Consider the following 18244-nt stretch of genomic DNA (forward strand, 5'->3'; position numbering starts at 1 on the left):
GGTCGAGCGGGGCGCAGGCGTCGGCGTCGAGCTCGTGGTCGTTGTGGTCGACCAGGCCGAGGTTGAGCAGCCCACCGGTGTCGCCCTGGTCCGGGTTTGCCGGGCACTGGACGGACTCGGCGGTCGCGGTGGCCGGGTCGACGGTGACCGCCACCGTCACCTGGTAGGTGTGGGTGGTGTCGACGTCGATGGTGACGTCGCCGGTGATGGCGTTCTCCGCCGCGTCGGGCTCGGCGCCCTGGCCGGTGAAGGTGTCCAGCACCGGGACGTCCCCCGGCTCGGTGTTGGCCGCGGTGACGTCGACGATCTCGATGCCGGCACCGTAGTTGAGCTGGTCGGACAGGACGTAGTCCCCGGCGGCGGCACCGTCGTTGGTGACCTCCAGCTCGTAGGTGATGGTGTAGGCGTTCTCACCGGTCGAGGTGGGCCCGGACGCGATCGTCTTGTCCAGGTGGATCGACGGCAGGTCCGCGCAGTCGGTGTCGGTGAGCTCGTCGCCGCCCTCGGTGGTGAGGGTCGCGGCGTTGTTCAGCCCGCCGTTCTCGAAGTTCGAACCTGGCTCGTCCTGGCAGGCGGCCTGCGTGTTGCCGTCATCGTCCACCTCGAAGCTCGGCGGCACGTCGGCCACCACGGTGATGGTGTAGACGTGCGGCGCGTACGCCTCGTCGTCCATCCCCGCGAGCGGCACATCCTCGGCGATGAGGGTGTCCTCGAGACCGTCCCAGTCCTCGTTCACCTCGACCCCGTCGGGGTAGTCGGTGACCTCGGCGTAGTCGACCTCGACGGTGTCGCCGAACAGCAGCTCGTCCTCGAGGTCGTAGGTGGTCTCGCCGGGCAGCAGGTTGTTCACCGTCAACTGGTAGACGACCTGCCACTGCCCGTCACCGACCGGCTCGGCGGACACGAGTTCCTTGTCCAGGTCCGGCTCACCCAGGCTCAGGCACGCCTCGTCGTCGTCGGTGAGGTCGTTGTGCTCGATGCCGGTGCTGTTGGCCAGCCCGCCGTTCTCGCCGGAGTCCGGCTCCGGGCAGGCCATCGACTCCTCGGTGAGGGTGTCCTCGTCGAGGGAGAACACCACCTGCACCTGGTAGATGTGCACCCCGCCCGCGGCGAGCGGCACGTCCTCGGCGATGACGTTCGCCGGATCGTCCGCCGGGCCCTGGCCGGTCCAGGTGTCCAGCGCCGTCACACCCTCCGGTGTGGTGATCACCTGAGCGTCCTCGACCACGATGCCCTCGCCGTAGCGCAGCTGGTCGGTGATGGTGTAGACGCCGTCACCCTGGCCGGTGTTGGTGGCCACCAGGTCGTAGGTGATGGTCCAGGTGTCGTCGCCGTTCGACGTCGGACCGGCGCTGATCGTCTTGTCGATGTCGATCGACGGCGGTTCCGCACAGGCCTGATCGTCTTCCTCGAGGCCGGACTCGTCGGTCAGCGTCGAGGTGTTGTTGAACGCCGTGTCGGCCGTCGGGTCCTCCCCCTCACCAGGGCAGGCCGTCGGATCCGAGCCGCCCTCACCGATCTCGAACTGCAGCGGCGCGTCGGCGATCACCGTCAGCTCGTAGTGGTGCGGCGCGTACCCCTCGTCGTCGGTGCCCAGGATCGGCACACCTTCGGCGATGACCAGCTCGTCCCGCCCGTTCCACGCCGGATCGAACAGAGTCACCCCGTCCGGCGACGCGGTGACGTCGGCGGACACGATCGTGACCTGGTCGGTGAAGTGCAGCTCATCGTCCAGGTCGTAGAACGTCGCGGCGACGCCCTTGTTGATCACGTCGATGCCGTACACGACCTGCCACTGCCCGTTCCCGATCGGCTCAGCCGAGATCAGCGACTTGGTGTGCGTCGGCTGCCCCACCTCACGGCACTCCGTGTCTTCGTCCGGGTACCCGTTGAACGACGAGTTCGCGTCGTTGTACAGGCCCGTGCCGTCCTCACCCTCGCCGGCCAGCGTGCAGTCCGACGGGTCCGGCTGCGCCGGCGGGTTCGGCAGATTCACCGTGAACTGGACGGTGACGGTGTACTGGTGCGACTCCTGCTCGCCGATCGGCTGGTCTTCGACGATCAGCAGGTCGGTGACGCCGTCGTACTCCGGCCGCGTGGTGATGTCACCGGGGACGGTGTTCGTGGTGGTCACCGAGCCGTCGACGATCTCGATGCCGGTGCCGAAGCGCAGCGCGTCTTCGAGGTCGTAGTCGGTGGGGACGTCGGTCTCGTTGGTGACGGTGAGCCCGTAGGTGATCTCCCACACGCCGGGCTGGTTCTCCCGGTCGACGACGTGCGGCTCGGTGACGACCGTCTTGTCGAGGGTCACCAGTGGCAGCTCGCTGCACTCGTTGTCGGTGAGGTCCTCGTGGTTGGTCGGGTCCATCGTGGCCGTGTTGAACAGCCCCGTCGTCCCCTCACCCGGAACCTGCTCCGGAGTGCAGGCCAGCTGGTCCGGCGTGGCGATCGCCTCACCGGTCTGCGGGTCCGTCTCCAGCGCGACCGTCACCGTCAGCGTGTAGACGTGCTCGGTGCCGTTCTCGACCGTCGACTGCGGCGCTATCGGCACCTCGCCGGTGACGACGTTCATGTCACCGGTGCCGTCCCAGTCCGGGTTCAGCAGCCCCTCAGCCTGCGGCGGACCACTGACGACCTGGGTGTCCACCACCACGATGCCATCGCCGTAGCCGGTCAGGTCGTCGGTGAGCAGGTACGCCCCGGGGATCATGCCGGTGTTCTCGGCGACCAGCTCGTAGGTGATGGTCCAGGTGCCGTCGTCGTCCGGGTTCTCCGTCGGACCCGACACCATGCGTTTGTCGAACTCGTAGTCGATGTTGGAGTAGCCGAAGTCGATCGTGTGGTCGTTCTCGCCCGGCCCGCCGGTGGTGATGGCGGCATACGGGAAGTCGCCGTCCTCGGTGGTCTCCACGATGCCGTCGGAGTCGTTCCGATCGGCGTCGACGGAATTCGGGTCACCGGTGTCGGGCACCGTCGGGTACCAGTTCTCCAGCGGCCCGCCCGGTTCGTAGTCGGCCGGGTTGTCCACGCCGACGACGTAGTCGGTGTGCGTCTGCAGCTGGTAGTCGGCGTCGTTCGACGAGAAGTAGTACTCCCCGTTCGCGTCGGTCGTGGTGGTCGAGACGAGCGTGCGGGTGCCGTCCGCGGCCACCTCGTACAGATTCACCGTCGCACCCGCGACCACCGCCTCATCCGGATCCTGCACACCATCGTTGTCCACGTCGTACCAGACATAATTCCCGATCTCGATCGGCGCCGCCGACGCCATCGCCGTCAACTCACCCAGACCATTACCCTTCGTGGTCGCACCGGGCCCGACGTTCGTGCCGGTGATGATCGCCGCACCCCGCGGCTCCACCGGCGCACCGGTGTTCTGAAGGAATCGGCGGGTACCGACCTGGAACGCCCCCTCGGCGGCGTGGATGCCGGTCTCCAGGATGCCGTCCTCGCGGCTGGGCACCACCAGCGTCGCGCCGAGGTGCTCCGACCCGTTCAGCCAGAGGTCCACGAAGAACTTGTCCGGCCCCGATGGGCCGCTCAGCTGCGACGCACCGGCAGATCCCGCTCCCTTGACGCCGCCGACGACGCCGTTCTGCTCGATCGTCCAGGTGCCGTCCCCGTTCGAGCCGGCCTTCAGCAGCTCACCACCGAGCGAGCGGCTGATGACGAGACGGTCGTCGCCCGGAGCGTAGGCCGTCTGCGCGCCGAAAAGATCACCGCCCAGATCGCGGATGCCGACGATCAGATCACCGTGCAGGTAGCGCGCATCGGCGACAATCGGCACGGCGGTGTACATGATGTCCTCCGCCGCGTTGAACGGATACCGCTGCGACAGCCAGGCCGCCGGGTTGGTGCTCCACGGGCGATAGTTCGCGCTGTAGGGGCCGTGGACGCCACGCTCGTAGTCGAGCGGGAAGTCGAGCACCAGGCGCAGGTCGGTCGGGTCGGCCGGGTCGAACGCGTACACGAAGGCATGCAGGTCGGCCCGGTTCCCGGTGGATTCGGCGGTGTTCGTGACCGTCAGGTACATCTCGTTGGTCAGCGGGTTCGCCGAGATGCCATGGGGGCGCAGGTCACTGGCGTCCGGGAAGTACGCATCCAGCTCGTGCTCGGTCACCCCGAGCACCTGCGTGCCGTCCCGGCTGATCTCGATCTCCACCAGCGACCGGTTGTACAGATTGACCGCGAACAGCGACTCCTGGTCGTTGGAGATCTCCATCGCACCGAGACCGACCCGCCCGACCCGGTCCCACGCCTGCACATCGCGCAGCCAGCTGTACGCCGGGTTGTCGAAGGTCATGGAGGGACGCAGGCCGTTCGGATCGCCTGCGACGGCGCCGTCATCGGAGTCGCTGCCCACGTCGATGCCGTAGTCGGACAGGTTCACGAAGACGTCGGCGCTGGCCGTCGGCGACGACGGGGTGCCGTCGTCGGACGTGATCTTGTAGATCGCATCGATGCCGCCCGGGCCGAGGCCCGAGTGCCGCCGGACGTAGGCCGAGGCGAACACCGACCCCATGCCGCCGGGCTCCTCGGCGCGCTGCCAGGCCGTGCCGTAGGTCGCGCCGACCTGCGCGAACGGCACCTGCATGGTCGTCGGAACGGCGGTGGTGGTGTTCGGGCTCATCGCCTCGTACTCGTGCGCTGCCCCGCCGAAGCTGCCGCCCTGGGCACCGTCGCTCGCTCCGAACCGGAAGGCCGGCAGGAACACGTGAGGATTGTTCTCCACGAAGGTGCTGGGCACCTGGAAGGAGAAGTCCACCTCCGTCGCCGGCACAGAGTCGATGAACTGCACAGTCGTGCCGTTGCTCCGCCCGGCCGCCCGGCCGACGACGGAGTCGCGCCACTCGGCCCACTCCGGCGTGTCGGGCACGTTCGCCTCGACCCGCCACGGACCCGCGTCACTGGTCACCGGCAGCGAGTAGTTGCCGTTCGCGTCCGTGATCGCCGGACCCGCGACGTTGCCCTCGGCGTCGTAGGCGTACACCTCGATGCCCTCCAGCAGGCCCGACTCCTCGAACGTGTCGTACATACCGTCGGAGTCGTAGTCCTGCCAGATCGTGCCGGTGATGGGGTCACCGACGGCGGCCTCGGCCGGCAGCGTGGACATGCCGGCCGCCCCGAGCACAGACCCCAGGAGGCCCAACGCGGCGAGTCCCCCTATCGCTGCGCGGGCCCGTCGCGGGCGGGAGTGGGGCGGTCGGCCGTGGCCGCGTTCCTGGAGCGCTCTCACAGGGGTCCTCCGTTGCTGTCGTACAACTGCGGGTGCACATCCCGGCGCCGCTGGCTCCCGGGTCGGGGTACGCACCGGCGCTGACCGTGAAGAGGCGGTTCGCATCTCGATCAGCACGCAATGTGACACAGATCACGTTTCTCAGCGGAACTCCGCGGTCTGAGTGTCCGAATTGCCAGGTCAGTAAGGCACGACGGTGCTTACACTCGGCGCCATGACCACACCCGGCCGCCGCCCGAGCGGTCCGCCCGCACGCCGGCTCGGACGCGTCGCCGCGCTTGCCGCGCTCGCCACGATCGCCGTCATCGCCCTCACCGGATGCTCGGGCGACGACGATCCGGCGGCCGCGCCGAGCGCGTCGGAGTCCGGTGACGGGCCACGGCCGCTGACCGGAGACGAGGCGCAGCGGCTGTCGATGATGCGGTACACGAACTACACCGATGGCGTCCGCGGGCTGAGGTTCGAGGTGATCGACAACGGCCGCACGTTCTCCGTCGACGGCTGGGCCGACTTCACCCGGCACGTCGGCTACGTCAACGTCAGCCAGGACGGCGCCGACCCTGAGCTGGTGGCGTGGACGCTGTCCCAGATCACGTCGCACGCGCCGGTCGGACCCGCCACCGACGACCCGCCGCTCCCCCCGCCCGACGACACCGCGTGGACGTCGTCGACGCTGGCGCCGGAGCAGTCCCGGCTGCACGCGATGCTCGCGCTGGTCTTCCAGGCCGCCAGCGACCGGCCGGACAACCCGCTGCTGCTGCAGCAGACCGACGCGCGCTGGCTGCGCTCCGACGAGGTCGACGGGGTGCCCGTCGACGTCGTGGCCGGGCCGACCGCCGACCGCGCCTACGACCCCGCGACCGCCACCACCGCGCCGGACGGCAGTGACGCGACGGTCCGGTACTGGGTCGACGAACAGGGCCGGCTGCTGCGGCTGGAGGCGCGGCTGGGCGCCGCGGGCGACTGGACCGCGGTCGACTTCTCCGACGCGCCGGGCGTTGACTTCGCCGGCCAGTTCCTCGCGACCACGGCGAGCGGCTGATGAGCGAGCCCACCACGGACCAGCTGTCCGACGACCAGCAGCCGCCCCGCCGCACCCGCCGCCGCGACCTGCTGCGCGGGCTGGCCGCCGCCGGTGCCGCCGCGGGCTTCGCGGGCGCCGCCGGACTGGCCGCCGGACGGGCGACCGCCGACGACGGCGAGCGCCGAGCCGCCACCGCGTCCGACGACGGCCCGGCCGCCTCGGCCGGACGGCCGGACGCCGTCGACCCCACGGGCACCCACCAGGCCGGCATCGCCCGGCCGGGCACGCCGCAGCCGCACGGTCTGCTGCTCGTCCTCGACCTGGTCGCGACGCCGTCCCCCACGGCGCCGTTCCGCGACGCCGTCCGCGCCCTGTGCGCCCGGCTGGGCACCGCGATCCTCGACCTCACCGGCGAGCGGGCGGCCGAGGCCGGGCTGCTGGATGGGCCGGGCGACCTGACGGCGACGGTCGGGCTCGGCCCGCGCGTCGTCGCGGCGTTCGGCGCCGATCTCCCTGGCGCGCAGCCGCTGCCGGCGTTCGCGAAGGACACCGCCGTCCCGCCCGAGCGAACCGGCGGCGACCTGCTGATCGCCGTCTACGCGAACGACCCGAACGACGTACACCGGGCCGCGTCCTGGCTGGTCGAGCGCGCCGCGCCGGACGCCGTCCCGCGCTGGTCGCAGCGCGGTTTCCGGGCGCCCGGCACCGGCACCATCGCGCGCAACCCGTTCGGCTTCCACGACGGCGTCATCGTCCCGCAGACCGCCGCGGAGCAGGACGAGCACGTGTGGATCTCCGCCGGCCCGCTCGCCGGTGGCAGCATCTGCGTCGTGCGCCGGCTCCGGCTCGACGTCCCCCGGTTCACCGCGGAGCCGGTCGAGCGTCAGGAGGCGATCGTCGGCCGGCACCGCAACGACGGCTCGCCGCTGTCCGGCGGCGGTCCGACCGGCGAGGTCGACCTCTTGGCCAAGACGCCGGACGGCCAGTACGTCACCCCGGCCCGGTCCCACGTGCGGGCCGCGCACCCGTCGGTCACCGGCAGCGCGCTGATGCTGCGCCGCGGCTACGCCTTCGACGACGGCGGATCCGACGCCGGCCTGCTGTTCGTCTGCTTCCAGCGCGACCTGCGCACGTTCGTGCAGACCCAGTTCCGCCTCGACGAGGTCGACGACCTGGGCGAGTACGTGACGCCCACCGGCAGCGCGACGTTCCTGATCCTGCCCGGATTCGACGCCGGCCGTCCCCTCGGCGCGTCACTGCCGTGATCAGGTTCCCTTGCGGTCGCCGTGAGCGAACGTGAGGTTCCTCGACCCGTTCCGTGAATCGGACACGCCGGGCGTTCGCCGCGTTGGCTGGGAGTTGGCGGCATTGGCCGTCCCCCTGCTGCCCATTCTCTTGGCCGCGCACGCGCGCCTCAAGCGGACTGTTGGGCGCTTCGCGCCGGCGATGACCGCTTGACCCGCACGCAAGCGGCCGAAGAACGGGCAGCTATCAGGGGGACGGGGGAGTGTGGCGACGGGGCGTCGGGCGACGGTGCCCGGGTGTCGAGCGACGGCGTCGGTCCGGGCGACGGTCACGGCGTGTCGGGCGGGGTTCTGGCTGTTCTGGCCGCCATCGGTGTCCACTTGGTGAGATTTCACGGCGGTTCGGGGGGCATCACGAGGATTACCCGTGCGTCGACACGGTTGTAGGCGTGGTGATGCTCGGGTAATCCTGGTGATGTAGCCGATCGTTGATGATCTCCGCCGTCCACAATCCGGCGAATCGGGGCGAAACGGCGCGGGTTCGCGGCAAGAGAATGGGGCAGCCGGGGGGGACGGCGACGCGGCAGACCCGGCGCACGGAACGTCGGCACACGGGCAACAACCCGCACCGACGCCGAGCCGACGGGTCGGAGAGCCGAAGACGATCACGGGATCGGGGCCACCTCCTCGATCGGGCGGCCGAAATCGACGGCGTCGAGGACGGCCTGCGGCGCGTGGTCCAGGATCTGCGGGTCCGGCCGGGTGCCGAGCGCGTCGTTCACCGTCGAGAACGCCACCCGCAGCGCGCAGAACACCGTGATGGCGAAGATCTCGCCGTCGGCCCAGCCGGCGTCGCGCAGTTCCTGCACGTCGCGCTGAGCGGTGCCGTTCGGGTCATGGACCACCTTGCGCGCCCACGCCGCCATCGCCCGCTCCTTCGCGGTGAGCCCGTCGTCGCGGCCGGTGAGGACCGCGGCCGCGGTCTCCGGGTCGGCCTCGCCGGCCAGCCGGGTGCCCCACACCAGTGAGCAGACGGAGTCGCCGAGCGCCGACGCGGTGGCGCCGACCAGGATGCCGCGCTGCCGGAACGTCATCCCGTTGCTCTCCCACACGTGCGTGATCAGGTCGAACAGCTTCTCGTGTTCGTCGGGGCCGTACGTCCACAGCCGCGAGACGTTCATGACGTAGCCGTCCTCGGCCAGGTCGTCGTCGTAGAGGCGCTGCGCGCCGGGCTAGTCCGGTGCGTCGCCGAGGAAATGCCGACCGGTCATCGTGCCACCTTCGGTCGGTCGGGATCGTCGATCAGGGCGAGCAGGGCGGGGTTGTCGACGTCGGCGGCGAGCACTCGCGCGGTCGCGAGCGCGCCACCGTCGCCGAGCCGGTGCCGGTGCACCTGCGCGCGCACCACCAGCTCGCGCATGTCGCCGCGCGCGGCCAGCGCGCCGAGCGTGGCGACGAGCGGCCGGGCCCGGCCCTCGTCGCCACGGTCCAGCGCCGAGTCGATGGCGGTGTCCAGGATGTGGCCCTGCATCCAGTGGTAGCGATCGGTCACCCGGTTGCAGCGGACGGTCGCCTCGCCCAGCCATTCGGCGGCCGCGCGGTGGTCCCCGCGTCCGGCGCTCAGCAGGCCGAGCCCTCGAGCCGCCATGGCCTCCCAGCACGGGTCGCCGACCTGGCAGCCCAGCACCCAGGACTGCTCGAACGCGTCGGCGGCCGCGGCGAGCTCGCCGTTGCGCAGGTCCACCTCGGCACGCAGTGCCTTCGGCCAGGGCAGGAAGGCCATCCACCGTTGCTGCTGGACGATGCGCATCGACAGGTCCGCGGCCGCCGCGGCCTGGTGCCGCTCGTCGCGCAGCAGGTGCGCCCGGGCCAGGATCGACAGCGACCACGCCTCCTGCCGGTCATCGCCGGCGGCGCGGGCGCGCTCGATCGACTCGCCGAGGTGGATGAACGCCGCTGGGTAGTCGCCCTCGTCGGAGGCGTTCTGCCCGCGCACGCCCAGGATCGAGGCCAGCTCGGCGTCGGTCTCGGCGAGCGCCTGGGCCTTGGACAGCCACCGGTCGGCGGCGGACCGGCGGCCGGCCAGCACCTCGACGTAGCCCAGCTCGCGGTGGGCGATGACCGCGGTGGCGCGGTCCCCCGCCACCGCCGCGAACCGCAGCGCCTCCTGCAGGACCAGCGCACCTTCCTCGTCTCGGCCGCGGACGGCGTGCACCAGTGCCCCGCCGAGCGCCGCCAGCGTCCGGGCCTGCAGCTGCGGGTCCCGGCAGCGGGCCGCCTCGGCGACCGCCCGGCGCAGGCACTGGATGCCGGGATCGATCGCGCCCGCGTCGATCGCCGCCAGGCCCGCGTCGAGCTGGCTCAGGGCCGCTGCCCGGCCGCTCAGTGCCGGCGTCCGGGGCGAGTCCGACCCGGCCGACGCGGCCTCCGTCAGCGCCTCCGACGCCTCGACGCCCAGCTCGCGGCGGAGCACGTCGCGGCCGGCCGCCACCTGCCGCAGCGCCGCCGTCCGGTCTCCGGCCATCGCCAGGCTGCGGACCAGCAGCTCGTGGTTGCCCTCCTCGAGCGGGTTCAGCTCGACTGCCCGGGCGGCGTACGGGACGGCGTCGGCGGCCCGGCCGGCGGCCAGCAGCGTCACCGCCGTCTGCCGCAGGCGGGTCTCGATCAGCGCCGATACCCGGTGCCGTTCGACCGCCAGCCATGACTCCACCTCGGGGCAGGACGCCACGTAGACGCCCTCGAGCAGCTCACCGCGGGCCTCGAGCAGTGGGGCGGGGTCGGCCAGCTCGTCCATGAGCGCCCGCGCGTCGACGGCGTCGTCGGGCAGGCCGCCGCGCGAGACCGGGTCACCGGTCAGCACGTCGGACCGGCCGAGCGTGCGGCGCAGTTCCGCCAGCGTCCAGCGCAAAGCGCCGAGCGGGTCGTCGGCGTCGGCGAAGAACAGCTCGGCCAGCCGCTGCCTGCTTGGCGGGCGGTCGGCGAGCAGCACGTACGCCAGCAGTACCCATGCCTTCCGGCCGCGGGGCGCACGTGCGGGCCGGCCCTCGTGCTCGATGGCCGGTGGCCCCAGGAGCCGGATCGTCCCCATGCGTACCCCCCGCTGGGTCGATTGTGGCCCCGGAACCCGCGCCAGGGAACGATTCGCCGCTCGTCTTTTGCGGATTCGTACGTCCGCCTCGCCGTGGGCCCGCCCGGCGGCCGGCGCCGTCCGTTCCGCGTATGCCTGCAGCGTTCCCAAGGTGTCCCCCTGTGCTCGGATGTGCTGCCACTCCATCGCGCACGATCCGGCGGCCCCGTGTGAAGACGCGTGTGATGGCGATTGCCCTGGAGCGGCCGCGTGGGGCATCCTGCACGGACGCACTTTCGACGGCGTTGCGCGAAAGGGGGACGGCGCGATGGCAGAGACACTGGTCGGCGAGCGAGTCGTGCTGTTGGACCCGGCCGGGGCCGCCGTCGGCACGGCGCTCAAGAGCGAGGTCCACCACGCGGCGACGCCGCTGCACCTGGCGTTCTCCTGCTACGTGTTCGACGCCGCCGGCTCGCTGCTGGTCACCAAGCGCGCTGCCAGCAAGCCGACGTGGCCGGACGTGTGGACGAACTCGTTCTGCGGCCACCCGGGTCCGGATGAGGACGTGGTCGCGGCGCTGGCGCGGCGGGCGGTCGACGAGCTGACCATCCGCCTGAGCGACCTGCGCCCCGTCCTGCCCCGGTTCCGCTACCGCGCCGTGATGCCCAACGGCGTCGTCGAGAACGAGGTCTGCCCGGTCTTCGCCGCCACGACGGCCGACCCGCCCGAGCCGCACGCGTCCGAGGTCGGCGGGCTGGAGTGGGTCCCCTGGTCCATGTTCCGCGACGACGTCCTGGCCGGCCGACGTGAGGTGTCGCCGTGGTGCGCCTGGCAGGTGGCCGAGCTGGCGGCGCTCCCCGACGATCCGCTCGCCTGGCCACCCGGCGACTGGGGCGCGCTTCCGCCCGCCGCGCTCGGCTCGGCCGCCTGAGAGCCGCCGCGGCGCTACGCCTCACTCGCCCGGCCGGCACCTCACTCGCCGGAATGCCGGATGGCCGGCTGATCCCGGCCTCATGCGGTCTCGCGGCGAGCGAGGTGCTCCCGAGACGAGTGACGGCATCGGGTCTCCGCTCGGCGCGCGACCGGGTCTACCGACGCACACGCGGGACCGCTATGATGATCGTGTACGGCACGCCTTCCGGCTCGGCTCCACCGACCCGGGAGGCTTTCGGCGTTTCTAGGCCCGGTTCGCGGCCCGCCGTCCTCACCACACCCCATCCCGAGGGAGCACTATGTCCATGCCCGTCGTCCGTCCCGCAGGCGCCGCCGACCACGCCGTCCTCGAGCGGCTGTGGCTGATGTTCCGGCACGACATGTCCGAGTTCCAGGGCGGGCTGCCGAATCCCGACGGCACGTTCCGCAGCGACCGTCTGACCGCCGCGTTCACCGACCCCGACCGGCTGGCCTACATCGTGACCGACGACGACCACCCCGCCGGCCTCGCGATCGTCCGCGGACTGGCCGCACCGACCCGTGTGCTGAACAGCTTCTTCGTCGTCCGCGGGCTGCGCCGCCGCGGCGGCGGGCTGGCCGCCGTCCGCGAGGTCGTCGAACGGCACCCGGGCACGTGGGAGGTCGCCTTCCAGGACGCCAACACCGGCGCGGTCCGGTTCTGGCGACGTGTCGCGACGGCGCTGGCCGGGCAGCGGTGGACGGAGGAACGGCGGGCCGTGCCCGGCCGGCCTGAGCTGCCGCCGGACGTCTGGATCTCGTTCGCCGTGCCCGCGGCGACGAGCTGAGCGCTCGCGGCAGGGCACAATGCCACGATGGTGACGAACCCGCCCTCCTCGCCGACCCGCCTGACCCGCATGGCCGACAAGGCCGTCACCGACCTCGCCGCGCTGCACGCCCTGCTCGACGACGTCCTGCTGGGGCACGTGGCGGTGCTGGTCGACGGGCATCCGGTCGCGTTCCCGACCGCCGTGGCCCGCGACGGTGACCGGCTGCTGGTGCACGGGTCGACCGGCTCGTCCTGGCTGCGGGCACTGAGCGCCGGCGCGCCCGCGTCGGTCACCGTCACCGCGATGGACGCCGTCGTGGTGGCGCGGGCGTCGTTCGAGTCGTCGTTCCACTACCGCAGCGCGGTGCTGTTCGGCCGGTTCACCGCGCTCGACGGCGACGAGAAGGAGCGCGCCCTCGACGTGCTGGTCGACCGCATCCTGCCCGGCCGCTCCGCCGAGCTGCGCCGGCCGACGAAGCGCGAACTGGCCGCGACGCTGATCCTCGCGCTGCCCATCACCGAGTGGTCGCTCAAGGTGTCGGAGCGCTGGCCGGACGACCTCCCCGAGGACGTCGACGGGCCGACGTGGGCGGGCATCGTCCCGCTGCGCCGCGGCTACGGCGACCCCGTTCCGGCACCGGACCTGCGCGCCGGCATCCCCGTTCCGCCGTCGGTGCGGGCGCTGTCTGACTGACCAGCAGCGGGGTATGAACCCGCCATGCGCGTGATGACCTGGAACGTCTGGTGGCGATTCGGCGAGCGCTGGCGGGAGCGGCAGATCGGCATCGCCGCGACCCTGGTCGCGCTCCGGCCGGACATCGTCGGCCTGCAGGAGTCGTGGGCCGCCCGTGAGGCGTCGCAGGCCGTGGTGCTGGCGGCACCGTTGGGCCTGCACTCGGTGTTCGCCGGCCCGTCCCTGCCCCATCCCATCGAGGAACCTGGCCACGACGGCGTCGACCTCGGCCTGGCGATCCTCAGCCGCTGGCCGATCCGGCATTCGTGGACGCACCGCCTGCCGTCTAGCCGAGAGCAGCCGCCGGTGGCGCTGATCGCCGTTGTCGAGCACCCCGACGGCCCGCTGTACGTCGTCTGCACCTGTGCCGAGCACCACGCCCACCTCGCCGACGACCACCTCGCACAGACGCGGGCGCTGGCCCGGCTGGTCACCGACCTGAGCAGCCTCGGCGGCACGCTGCCGGTACTGCTGGTCGGCGACCTCAACGCCGGCCCGGACACGCCGGAGATCACCGCGCTCACCGACGGCGACACGCTCACGGACGCGTGGACAGCGAGCGGCGCCGTCGGCGAGGGCGTCACGCTGAGCGCCGCGCTGCCGGACGCCCCGCTGGGCGCGGTGAAGCAACTGAACCGCCGCATCGACTACGTCATGTTCCGCCCATCCACCGGCGGACCCGCGCCGGCGGTGAAGAGCGCCGCCGTGCTGGACGAGCCGGTCGAGGGCCTCTACCCCTCCGACCACTTCGCCGTCGTCGCCGACCTCGCGCTGTGACGGCGGGCAACGCGGGTGCCCTCGTACCCTGAATCCCTGTTGATCATGGAGAATTCCCCCTTCAGAGGCGCGGGAAAGGGGCGTTTCTCCATGATCAACGTGGTGAGGACGCTCCAGGGCCGCCAGCGAACTACGGCGCGATGTTCTGGTTCAGGTGGAACACGTTGTCCGGGTCGTAGGCGCGCTTCACCGCCCGCAGCCGGTCATAGTTGCCGCCGTAGTTCGCCGCGACCCGGCCCTGGTCGTCGCCGGCCATGAAGTTGACGTAGCCGCCCTCCTCCGAGTGCGGTGCCGTCGCGCCGTAATAGTCGCGCACCCACTGGATGTTCGCGTCGTTCTGGGCCGGGTCCGGCCACATCCCCGCGATCACCGCCGCGAACGTCGCGTCGCGGTGGCCGAACGCGGTCGCGTCCGGCGCGACCCGCTGCACCGCGCCGTTGATCGGGTAGATGTGCACCGTCGAGTTGACGACGGGCACCTTCGGCCCGTGCTCCAGATGCGCCGCGATCGCGTCGTCCGTCAACTCCCGGACGAAGTTCGCCTTCCAGTAGTGCTGCAGGCCGGGCGGCACCAAGCCGTCGAACGCACTGTTCAGCGCCGGGTACGGCATCGGCCCCACGTGCTCGGCGACCACCGGCGCGACGTCGTGCAGCGGCTTGAGCACCCGCTCGCCGTCCCCCAGCGGCCCGGCCCAGCAGGTGACGAACGCCAGGAACGGCTCGCCGTGCCGGTCCGCCGGGATGAACGGCAGCGGCGGCGCGATCTGGTACGCCGGGAAGCCGCCGAACTGCTCCGGCGCGTCCTGGATGAACTCGCGGTAGAACCGCAGCACGTCGCCGGCATCGTCGAGCGAGAAGAACATCGGCCCGCCGTAGATGTCCTTCACCGGGTGCAGCCGGAACTCCAGCGACGTGACGACGCCGAAGTTGCCGCCGCCCCCGCGCAGCGCCCAGAACAGGTCAGCGTTCTCCTGCTCGCTCGCCACCAGGATGCGGCCGTCGGCGGTGACGACGTCGGCGGAGATCAGGTTGTCGCAGGACAGCCCGAGGCCGCGGGCCAGGTAGCCGATGCCGCCGCCCAGCGTCAGCCCGCCGACCCCCGTCGTCGAGATGATGCCGCCGGTCGTGGCCAGGCCGTACGGATACGTCGCGGCGTTGAAGTCGCCCCAGGTCGCGCCGCCTTCCGCGCGCGCCGTCCGGGCGCCCGGGTCGACCCGGACCCCGCGCATGCCGCCCAGATCGATGACGACGCCGTCGTCGACGGTGCCGAAGCCGGGCACGCTGTGCGAGCCGCCGCGGACGGCGATCTCCAGGTCGTTCGCGCGAGCGAACCGGACGGCGGTCGCGGCGTCGCCCGCGTTGGCGACCCGCACCACGACGCGCGGCCGGCGGTCGATCATCGCGTTGTACACGCGCCGCGCCTGGTCGTAGCCGTCGTCGCCGGCGGCGATCACCGCGCCGCGCACTTGCTCGCGCAGTTGGTCGAGCGTGAATTCGGACATGGTTTCCCCCTCGGATGTCAGCCGACCCCACAGGTCTCCCACCCCGGCGTGTGACGCCGCGTGTGACCTGCTGGGACTGTTGCCAGCCGCGCGGCCGGGGAGTACGACTGGACGATGAACACGGTCGAGGAGTGGGTCAGCGAACCGGCGCGCATCGCCGGTCCAGGCGAGGACATCTCGGTCGACGAGCTGCGGCTCGCGGCCCGCAACCACGGCCTGCCGCTCGAGGCGTTGCGCTACGACGTCACGCCGGCCGGCCTGCACTACCTGCTGACGCACTACGACATCCCGGCGCTCGATCCGGACACCTGGCGGGTGACGGTCTCCGGCGCGGTGGAGCGGCCGCTCTCGCTGCGCCTGGACGACCTGCGCGCCCGGCCGCGGGTCACCCACCGCGTCACGCTGGAGTGCGCCGGCAACGGCCGGGCCCGGCTGAGCCCGCGGCCGGTCAGCCAGCCGTGGCTGGACGAGGCGGTCGGCACCGCGGAATGGACCGGCGCCCCGCTCGCCGGCCTGCTCGCCGAGGCGGGCGTGGCCACCAGCGCCGTCGACGTCGCGTTCACCGGCGCCGACCACGGTTTCGAGCGCGGCGTCGAGCAGACCTACCGGCGCGGCCTGCCGCTCATCGAAGCCCTGCGCGACGACGTCCTGCTGGTCTACGAGATGAACGGCCAGCCGCTGCCGCCGCAGCACGGTGCGCCGGTGCGGCTGATCGTGCCCGGGTGGTACGGCATGGCGCACGTGAAGTGGCTGGTCGACGTCGCCGTGCTGGAGTCGGAGTTCGACGGCTTCCAGAACGCGACGGCGTACCGGCTCAAGCAGGCGGCCGACGATCCCGGCGAGCCGGTCACCCGCATCCTGCCGAAGGCGCTCATCCAGCCGCCGGGTGTGCCGGACTTCCAGAGCCGCGTCCGGGTCGTGGACCGCGGGGTGGTGGAGCTGACCGGACGGGCGTGGTCGGGCTGGGCGCCGGTGGAGTCCGTCGAGGTGAGCACCGACGACGGCGCCAGCTGGCGGCCGGCCGAGCTGGGCCCGCAGCCGGCCCCGTACGCGTGGCGGTCCTGGCGGTACGAGTGGACGGCGGCCCAGTCCGGCCGCTACGAGCTGCGGGCCCGCGCCCGCGACGCCGCCGGCCACGGACAGCCAGTCAACCAGGCCTGGAACCGGCAGGGCATGGCCAACAACCACGCGCAGCGGGTCACCGTCGTCGTCCGCTGAGAAAATTCCGCCGCCCGACTTTGTCGGAATCCGCCGCTACGGTTCGACGTCTCGGTGGGGACGCAGCGTGCGCCCCCTGTGGCACAGACCACGAGGAGGGACGATGAACGCACTCGCGATCGAGGCCGAAGGCCTGGTGAAGCAGTATCGCGGGCGAACCGGCACGGTCGACGCGGTCCGCGGCGTGGATCTCAGCGTCGCGGCGGGCGAGGTCTTCGGATTCCTGGGGCCGAACGGCGCCGGAAAGTCGACGACCGTGCGAATGCTCACCACCCTGCTGTCGATCACGTCGGGCACCGCCCGCGTCGCCGGCATCGACGTCACGGCCGACCCTGACGCCGTCCGCCGGCGGATCGGCGTGGCGCTGCAGGAGGCCGGGCTGGACCCGCGCCAGACCGGGCGCGAGCTGATCGAGCTGCAGGCCCGGCTGTTCGGCAGCAGCCCCGCCGAGGCGGCCGGACGAGCGGAGGAGCTGCTCGAGCTGGTGGAGCTCACCGACGCCGCTGACCGGCGCATCAAGGGCTACTCCGGCGGCATGAAACGGCGGCTCGACCTCGCGTCGGCCCTGGTGCACCAGCCGGAGGTGCTGTTCCTCGACGAGCCGACGACCGGCCTCGACCCCGCCAGCCGGCTGGGCGTCTGGGACGAGGTGCGGCGGATCAACCAGCGCGGCACCACGGTGTTCCTCACCACGCAGTACCTGGAGGAGGCCGACCAGCTCTGCCACCGGCTGGCGATCATCGACGACGGCAGGATCGTCCGCTCCGGCACACCGGCGTCGCTCAAGGCGGAGCTGCGCGCCCGCCTCGCGCTGTCGTCCGACCCGACGCTCGACGAGGTGTTCCTCGACGCCACCGGCCGGACCCGCGAACGCGTGGCCGGCGAGGTCCAGGAGGTGGGGGCATGACTGCGGCCCGCCGCGAGGCGTCAGGGGGAGAACAATGAGCGTCCTCGTCCAGACCGAGCTGCTCGGCCGGCGCGCCATCCGCGAATCGCTGCGCACGCCCGAGGCGCTCGCGCCGACCCTGTTCATCCCGGTGTTCTTCCTGGTGGTCAACTTCGGCCAGGCCGGCCGGATCTTCCCGTCCGACTCCACCCCGTTCCTGCACGGTCAGACCTACGCGGCGTTCCAGCTGCCCAGCTCGCTGCTGCTGGCGGCCTCGTTCGGCTCGGCCGCGCTCTACCTCGTCGAGGACATCGAGGGCGGCTACTTCGACAAGCTGCGTGCGGCCCCGGTCTCGCGCAGTGCCCTGGTGCTCGGCCGGCTGATCGCCGAGGGCGCGAAGACCGCCGTGCTCACCGCCGCGCTGATCGTCATCGCGCTGCCGTTCGGCGTGACGATCGCCAGCGGCACCGCCGGCCTGGTGCTGCTGCTGGTGCTCACGTCGCTGTGGGGCATGGTCTTCGCCGGGTTCATGCAGCTCATCGCATTGAAGACGCGCAGCGCCGCGGCGACGAACTCGGGCGGGCTGGTGTTCTTCCCGTTGCTGTTCCTCACGCCCAACTTCGTGCCGCGCGACCTGCTGACCCGGCCCATGGAGATCGCGGCGACGTTCAACCCCGTCACGTACGTGATGGAGGCGCTGCGCTCGCTCATCCTCCAGGACCTGCAATGGGACGTGCTGGCGCGCGGGTTCGGCGTGGTGGCGGCGTTCGGCGCGCTGATGCTGTTCCTCAACGTCCGGCTGGTGCGCCGCTACGACTGACGCCTCGCAGATCAGTGGTTG

13 protein-coding genes are annotated in these 18244 nt (G+C 71.9%); 9 read left to right on the forward strand and 4 right to left on the reverse strand.

Annotation, left to right across the window (positions count from 1 at the left end; all coding sequences use genetic code 11):
- Positions 1-5110: SdrD B-like domain-containing protein (locus tag E1262_RS15165; protein ID WP_203453893.1), on the reverse strand; the 5110-nt coding region annotated here is incomplete at its 3' end.
- Between the two features lie 337 nt (positions 5111-5447).
- On the opposite strand from E1262_RS15165, the gene E1262_RS15170 reads away from it, so the two are divergent.
- Positions 5448-6275, forward strand: a complete 828-nt coding sequence (locus tag E1262_RS15170; protein WP_132103983.1) for a hypothetical protein — start codon at positions 5448-5450, stop codon at positions 6273-6275.
- Positions 6275-7522 carry a Dyp-type peroxidase gene (locus E1262_RS15175; RefSeq protein WP_132103984.1) on the forward strand — a complete coding sequence of 416 codons (1248 nt, stop codon included), beginning with the start codon at positions 6275-6277 and terminating at the stop codon, positions 7520-7522. The genes E1262_RS15170 and E1262_RS15175 overlap by 1 nt, the downstream gene beginning before the upstream one ends.
- Positions 7523-8166: 644 nt before the next feature.
- On the opposite strand, the gene E1262_RS15180 is transcribed toward E1262_RS15175, so the two are convergent.
- Together E1262_RS15180 and E1262_RS15185 are read right to left on the reverse strand one after the other, a co-directional pair.
- The gene (locus E1262_RS15180) at positions 8167-8682 is read right to left on the reverse strand and encodes a carboxymuconolactone decarboxylase family protein (protein WP_203453894.1); all 516 of its coding nucleotides are present in this window, start codon (positions 8680-8682) and stop codon (positions 8167-8169) included.
- An 86-nt stretch (positions 8683-8768) separates the two neighbouring features.
- Positions 8769-10589 carry an AfsR/SARP family transcriptional regulator gene (locus E1262_RS15185; RefSeq protein WP_162605915.1) on the reverse strand — a complete coding sequence of 607 codons (1821 nt, stop codon included), beginning with the start codon at positions 10587-10589 and terminating at the stop codon, positions 8769-8771.
- A 307-nt stretch (positions 10590-10896) separates the two neighbouring features.
- Between E1262_RS15185 and idi the strand changes: the two genes are divergently transcribed.
- From idi to E1262_RS15205, 4 genes are all read left to right on the forward strand, one after another.
- A complete protein-coding gene (gene idi, locus E1262_RS15190) occupies positions 10897-11499 on the forward strand; it encodes an isopentenyl-diphosphate Delta-isomerase (RefSeq protein WP_132103986.1) in 603 nt (200 codons plus the stop codon).
- Between the two features lie 301 nt (positions 11500-11800).
- Positions 11801-12307: a GNAT family N-acetyltransferase gene (locus E1262_RS15195; RefSeq protein ID WP_420810530.1), complete on the forward strand. Its 507-nt coding sequence runs from the start codon at positions 11801-11803 to the stop codon at positions 12305-12307.
- Positions 12308-12334: 27 nt separating this feature from the next.
- Complete coding sequence (locus tag E1262_RS15200) at positions 12335-12982, forward strand: pyridoxamine 5'-phosphate oxidase family protein (RefSeq protein WP_203453895.1); 648 nt, start codon at positions 12335-12337, stop codon at positions 12980-12982.
- Between the two features lie 24 nt (positions 12983-13006).
- A complete protein-coding gene (locus E1262_RS15205) occupies positions 13007-13798 on the forward strand; it encodes an endonuclease/exonuclease/phosphatase family protein (protein ID WP_132103988.1) in 792 nt (263 codons plus the stop codon).
- A 130-nt stretch (positions 13799-13928) separates the two neighbouring features.
- Here E1262_RS15205 and E1262_RS15210 read toward each other — a convergent pair whose 3' ends face one another.
- The gene (locus tag E1262_RS15210) at positions 13929-15299 is read right to left on the reverse strand and encodes an FAD-binding oxidoreductase (RefSeq protein WP_132103989.1); all 1371 of its coding nucleotides are present in this window, start codon (positions 15297-15299) and stop codon (positions 13929-13931) included.
- A 114-nt stretch (positions 15300-15413) separates the two neighbouring features.
- Here E1262_RS15210 and E1262_RS15215 point away from each other — a divergent pair, with 114 nt between their 5' ends.
- From E1262_RS15215 to E1262_RS15225, 3 genes are all read left to right on the forward strand, one after another.
- Positions 15414-16517: a sulfite oxidase gene (locus tag E1262_RS15215; protein WP_132103990.1), complete on the forward strand. Its 1104-nt coding sequence runs from the start codon at positions 15414-15416 to the stop codon at positions 16515-16517.
- Between the two features lie 103 nt (positions 16518-16620).
- Positions 16621-17424: an ABC transporter ATP-binding protein gene (locus E1262_RS15220; RefSeq protein WP_132103991.1), complete on the forward strand. Its 804-nt coding sequence runs from the start codon at positions 16621-16623 to the stop codon at positions 17422-17424.
- A 34-nt stretch (positions 17425-17458) separates the two neighbouring features.
- Positions 17459-18223: an ABC transporter permease gene (locus E1262_RS15225; RefSeq protein WP_132103992.1), complete on the forward strand. Its 765-nt coding sequence runs from the start codon at positions 17459-17461 to the stop codon at positions 18221-18223.
- The last annotated feature ends 21 nt before the right edge of the window (positions 18224-18244 follow it).

The sequence above is a fragment of the Jiangella aurantiaca genome (assembly GCF_004349105.1).
Classification (GTDB): Bacteria; Actinomycetota; Actinomycetes; order Jiangellales; family Jiangellaceae; genus Jiangella; species Jiangella aurantiaca.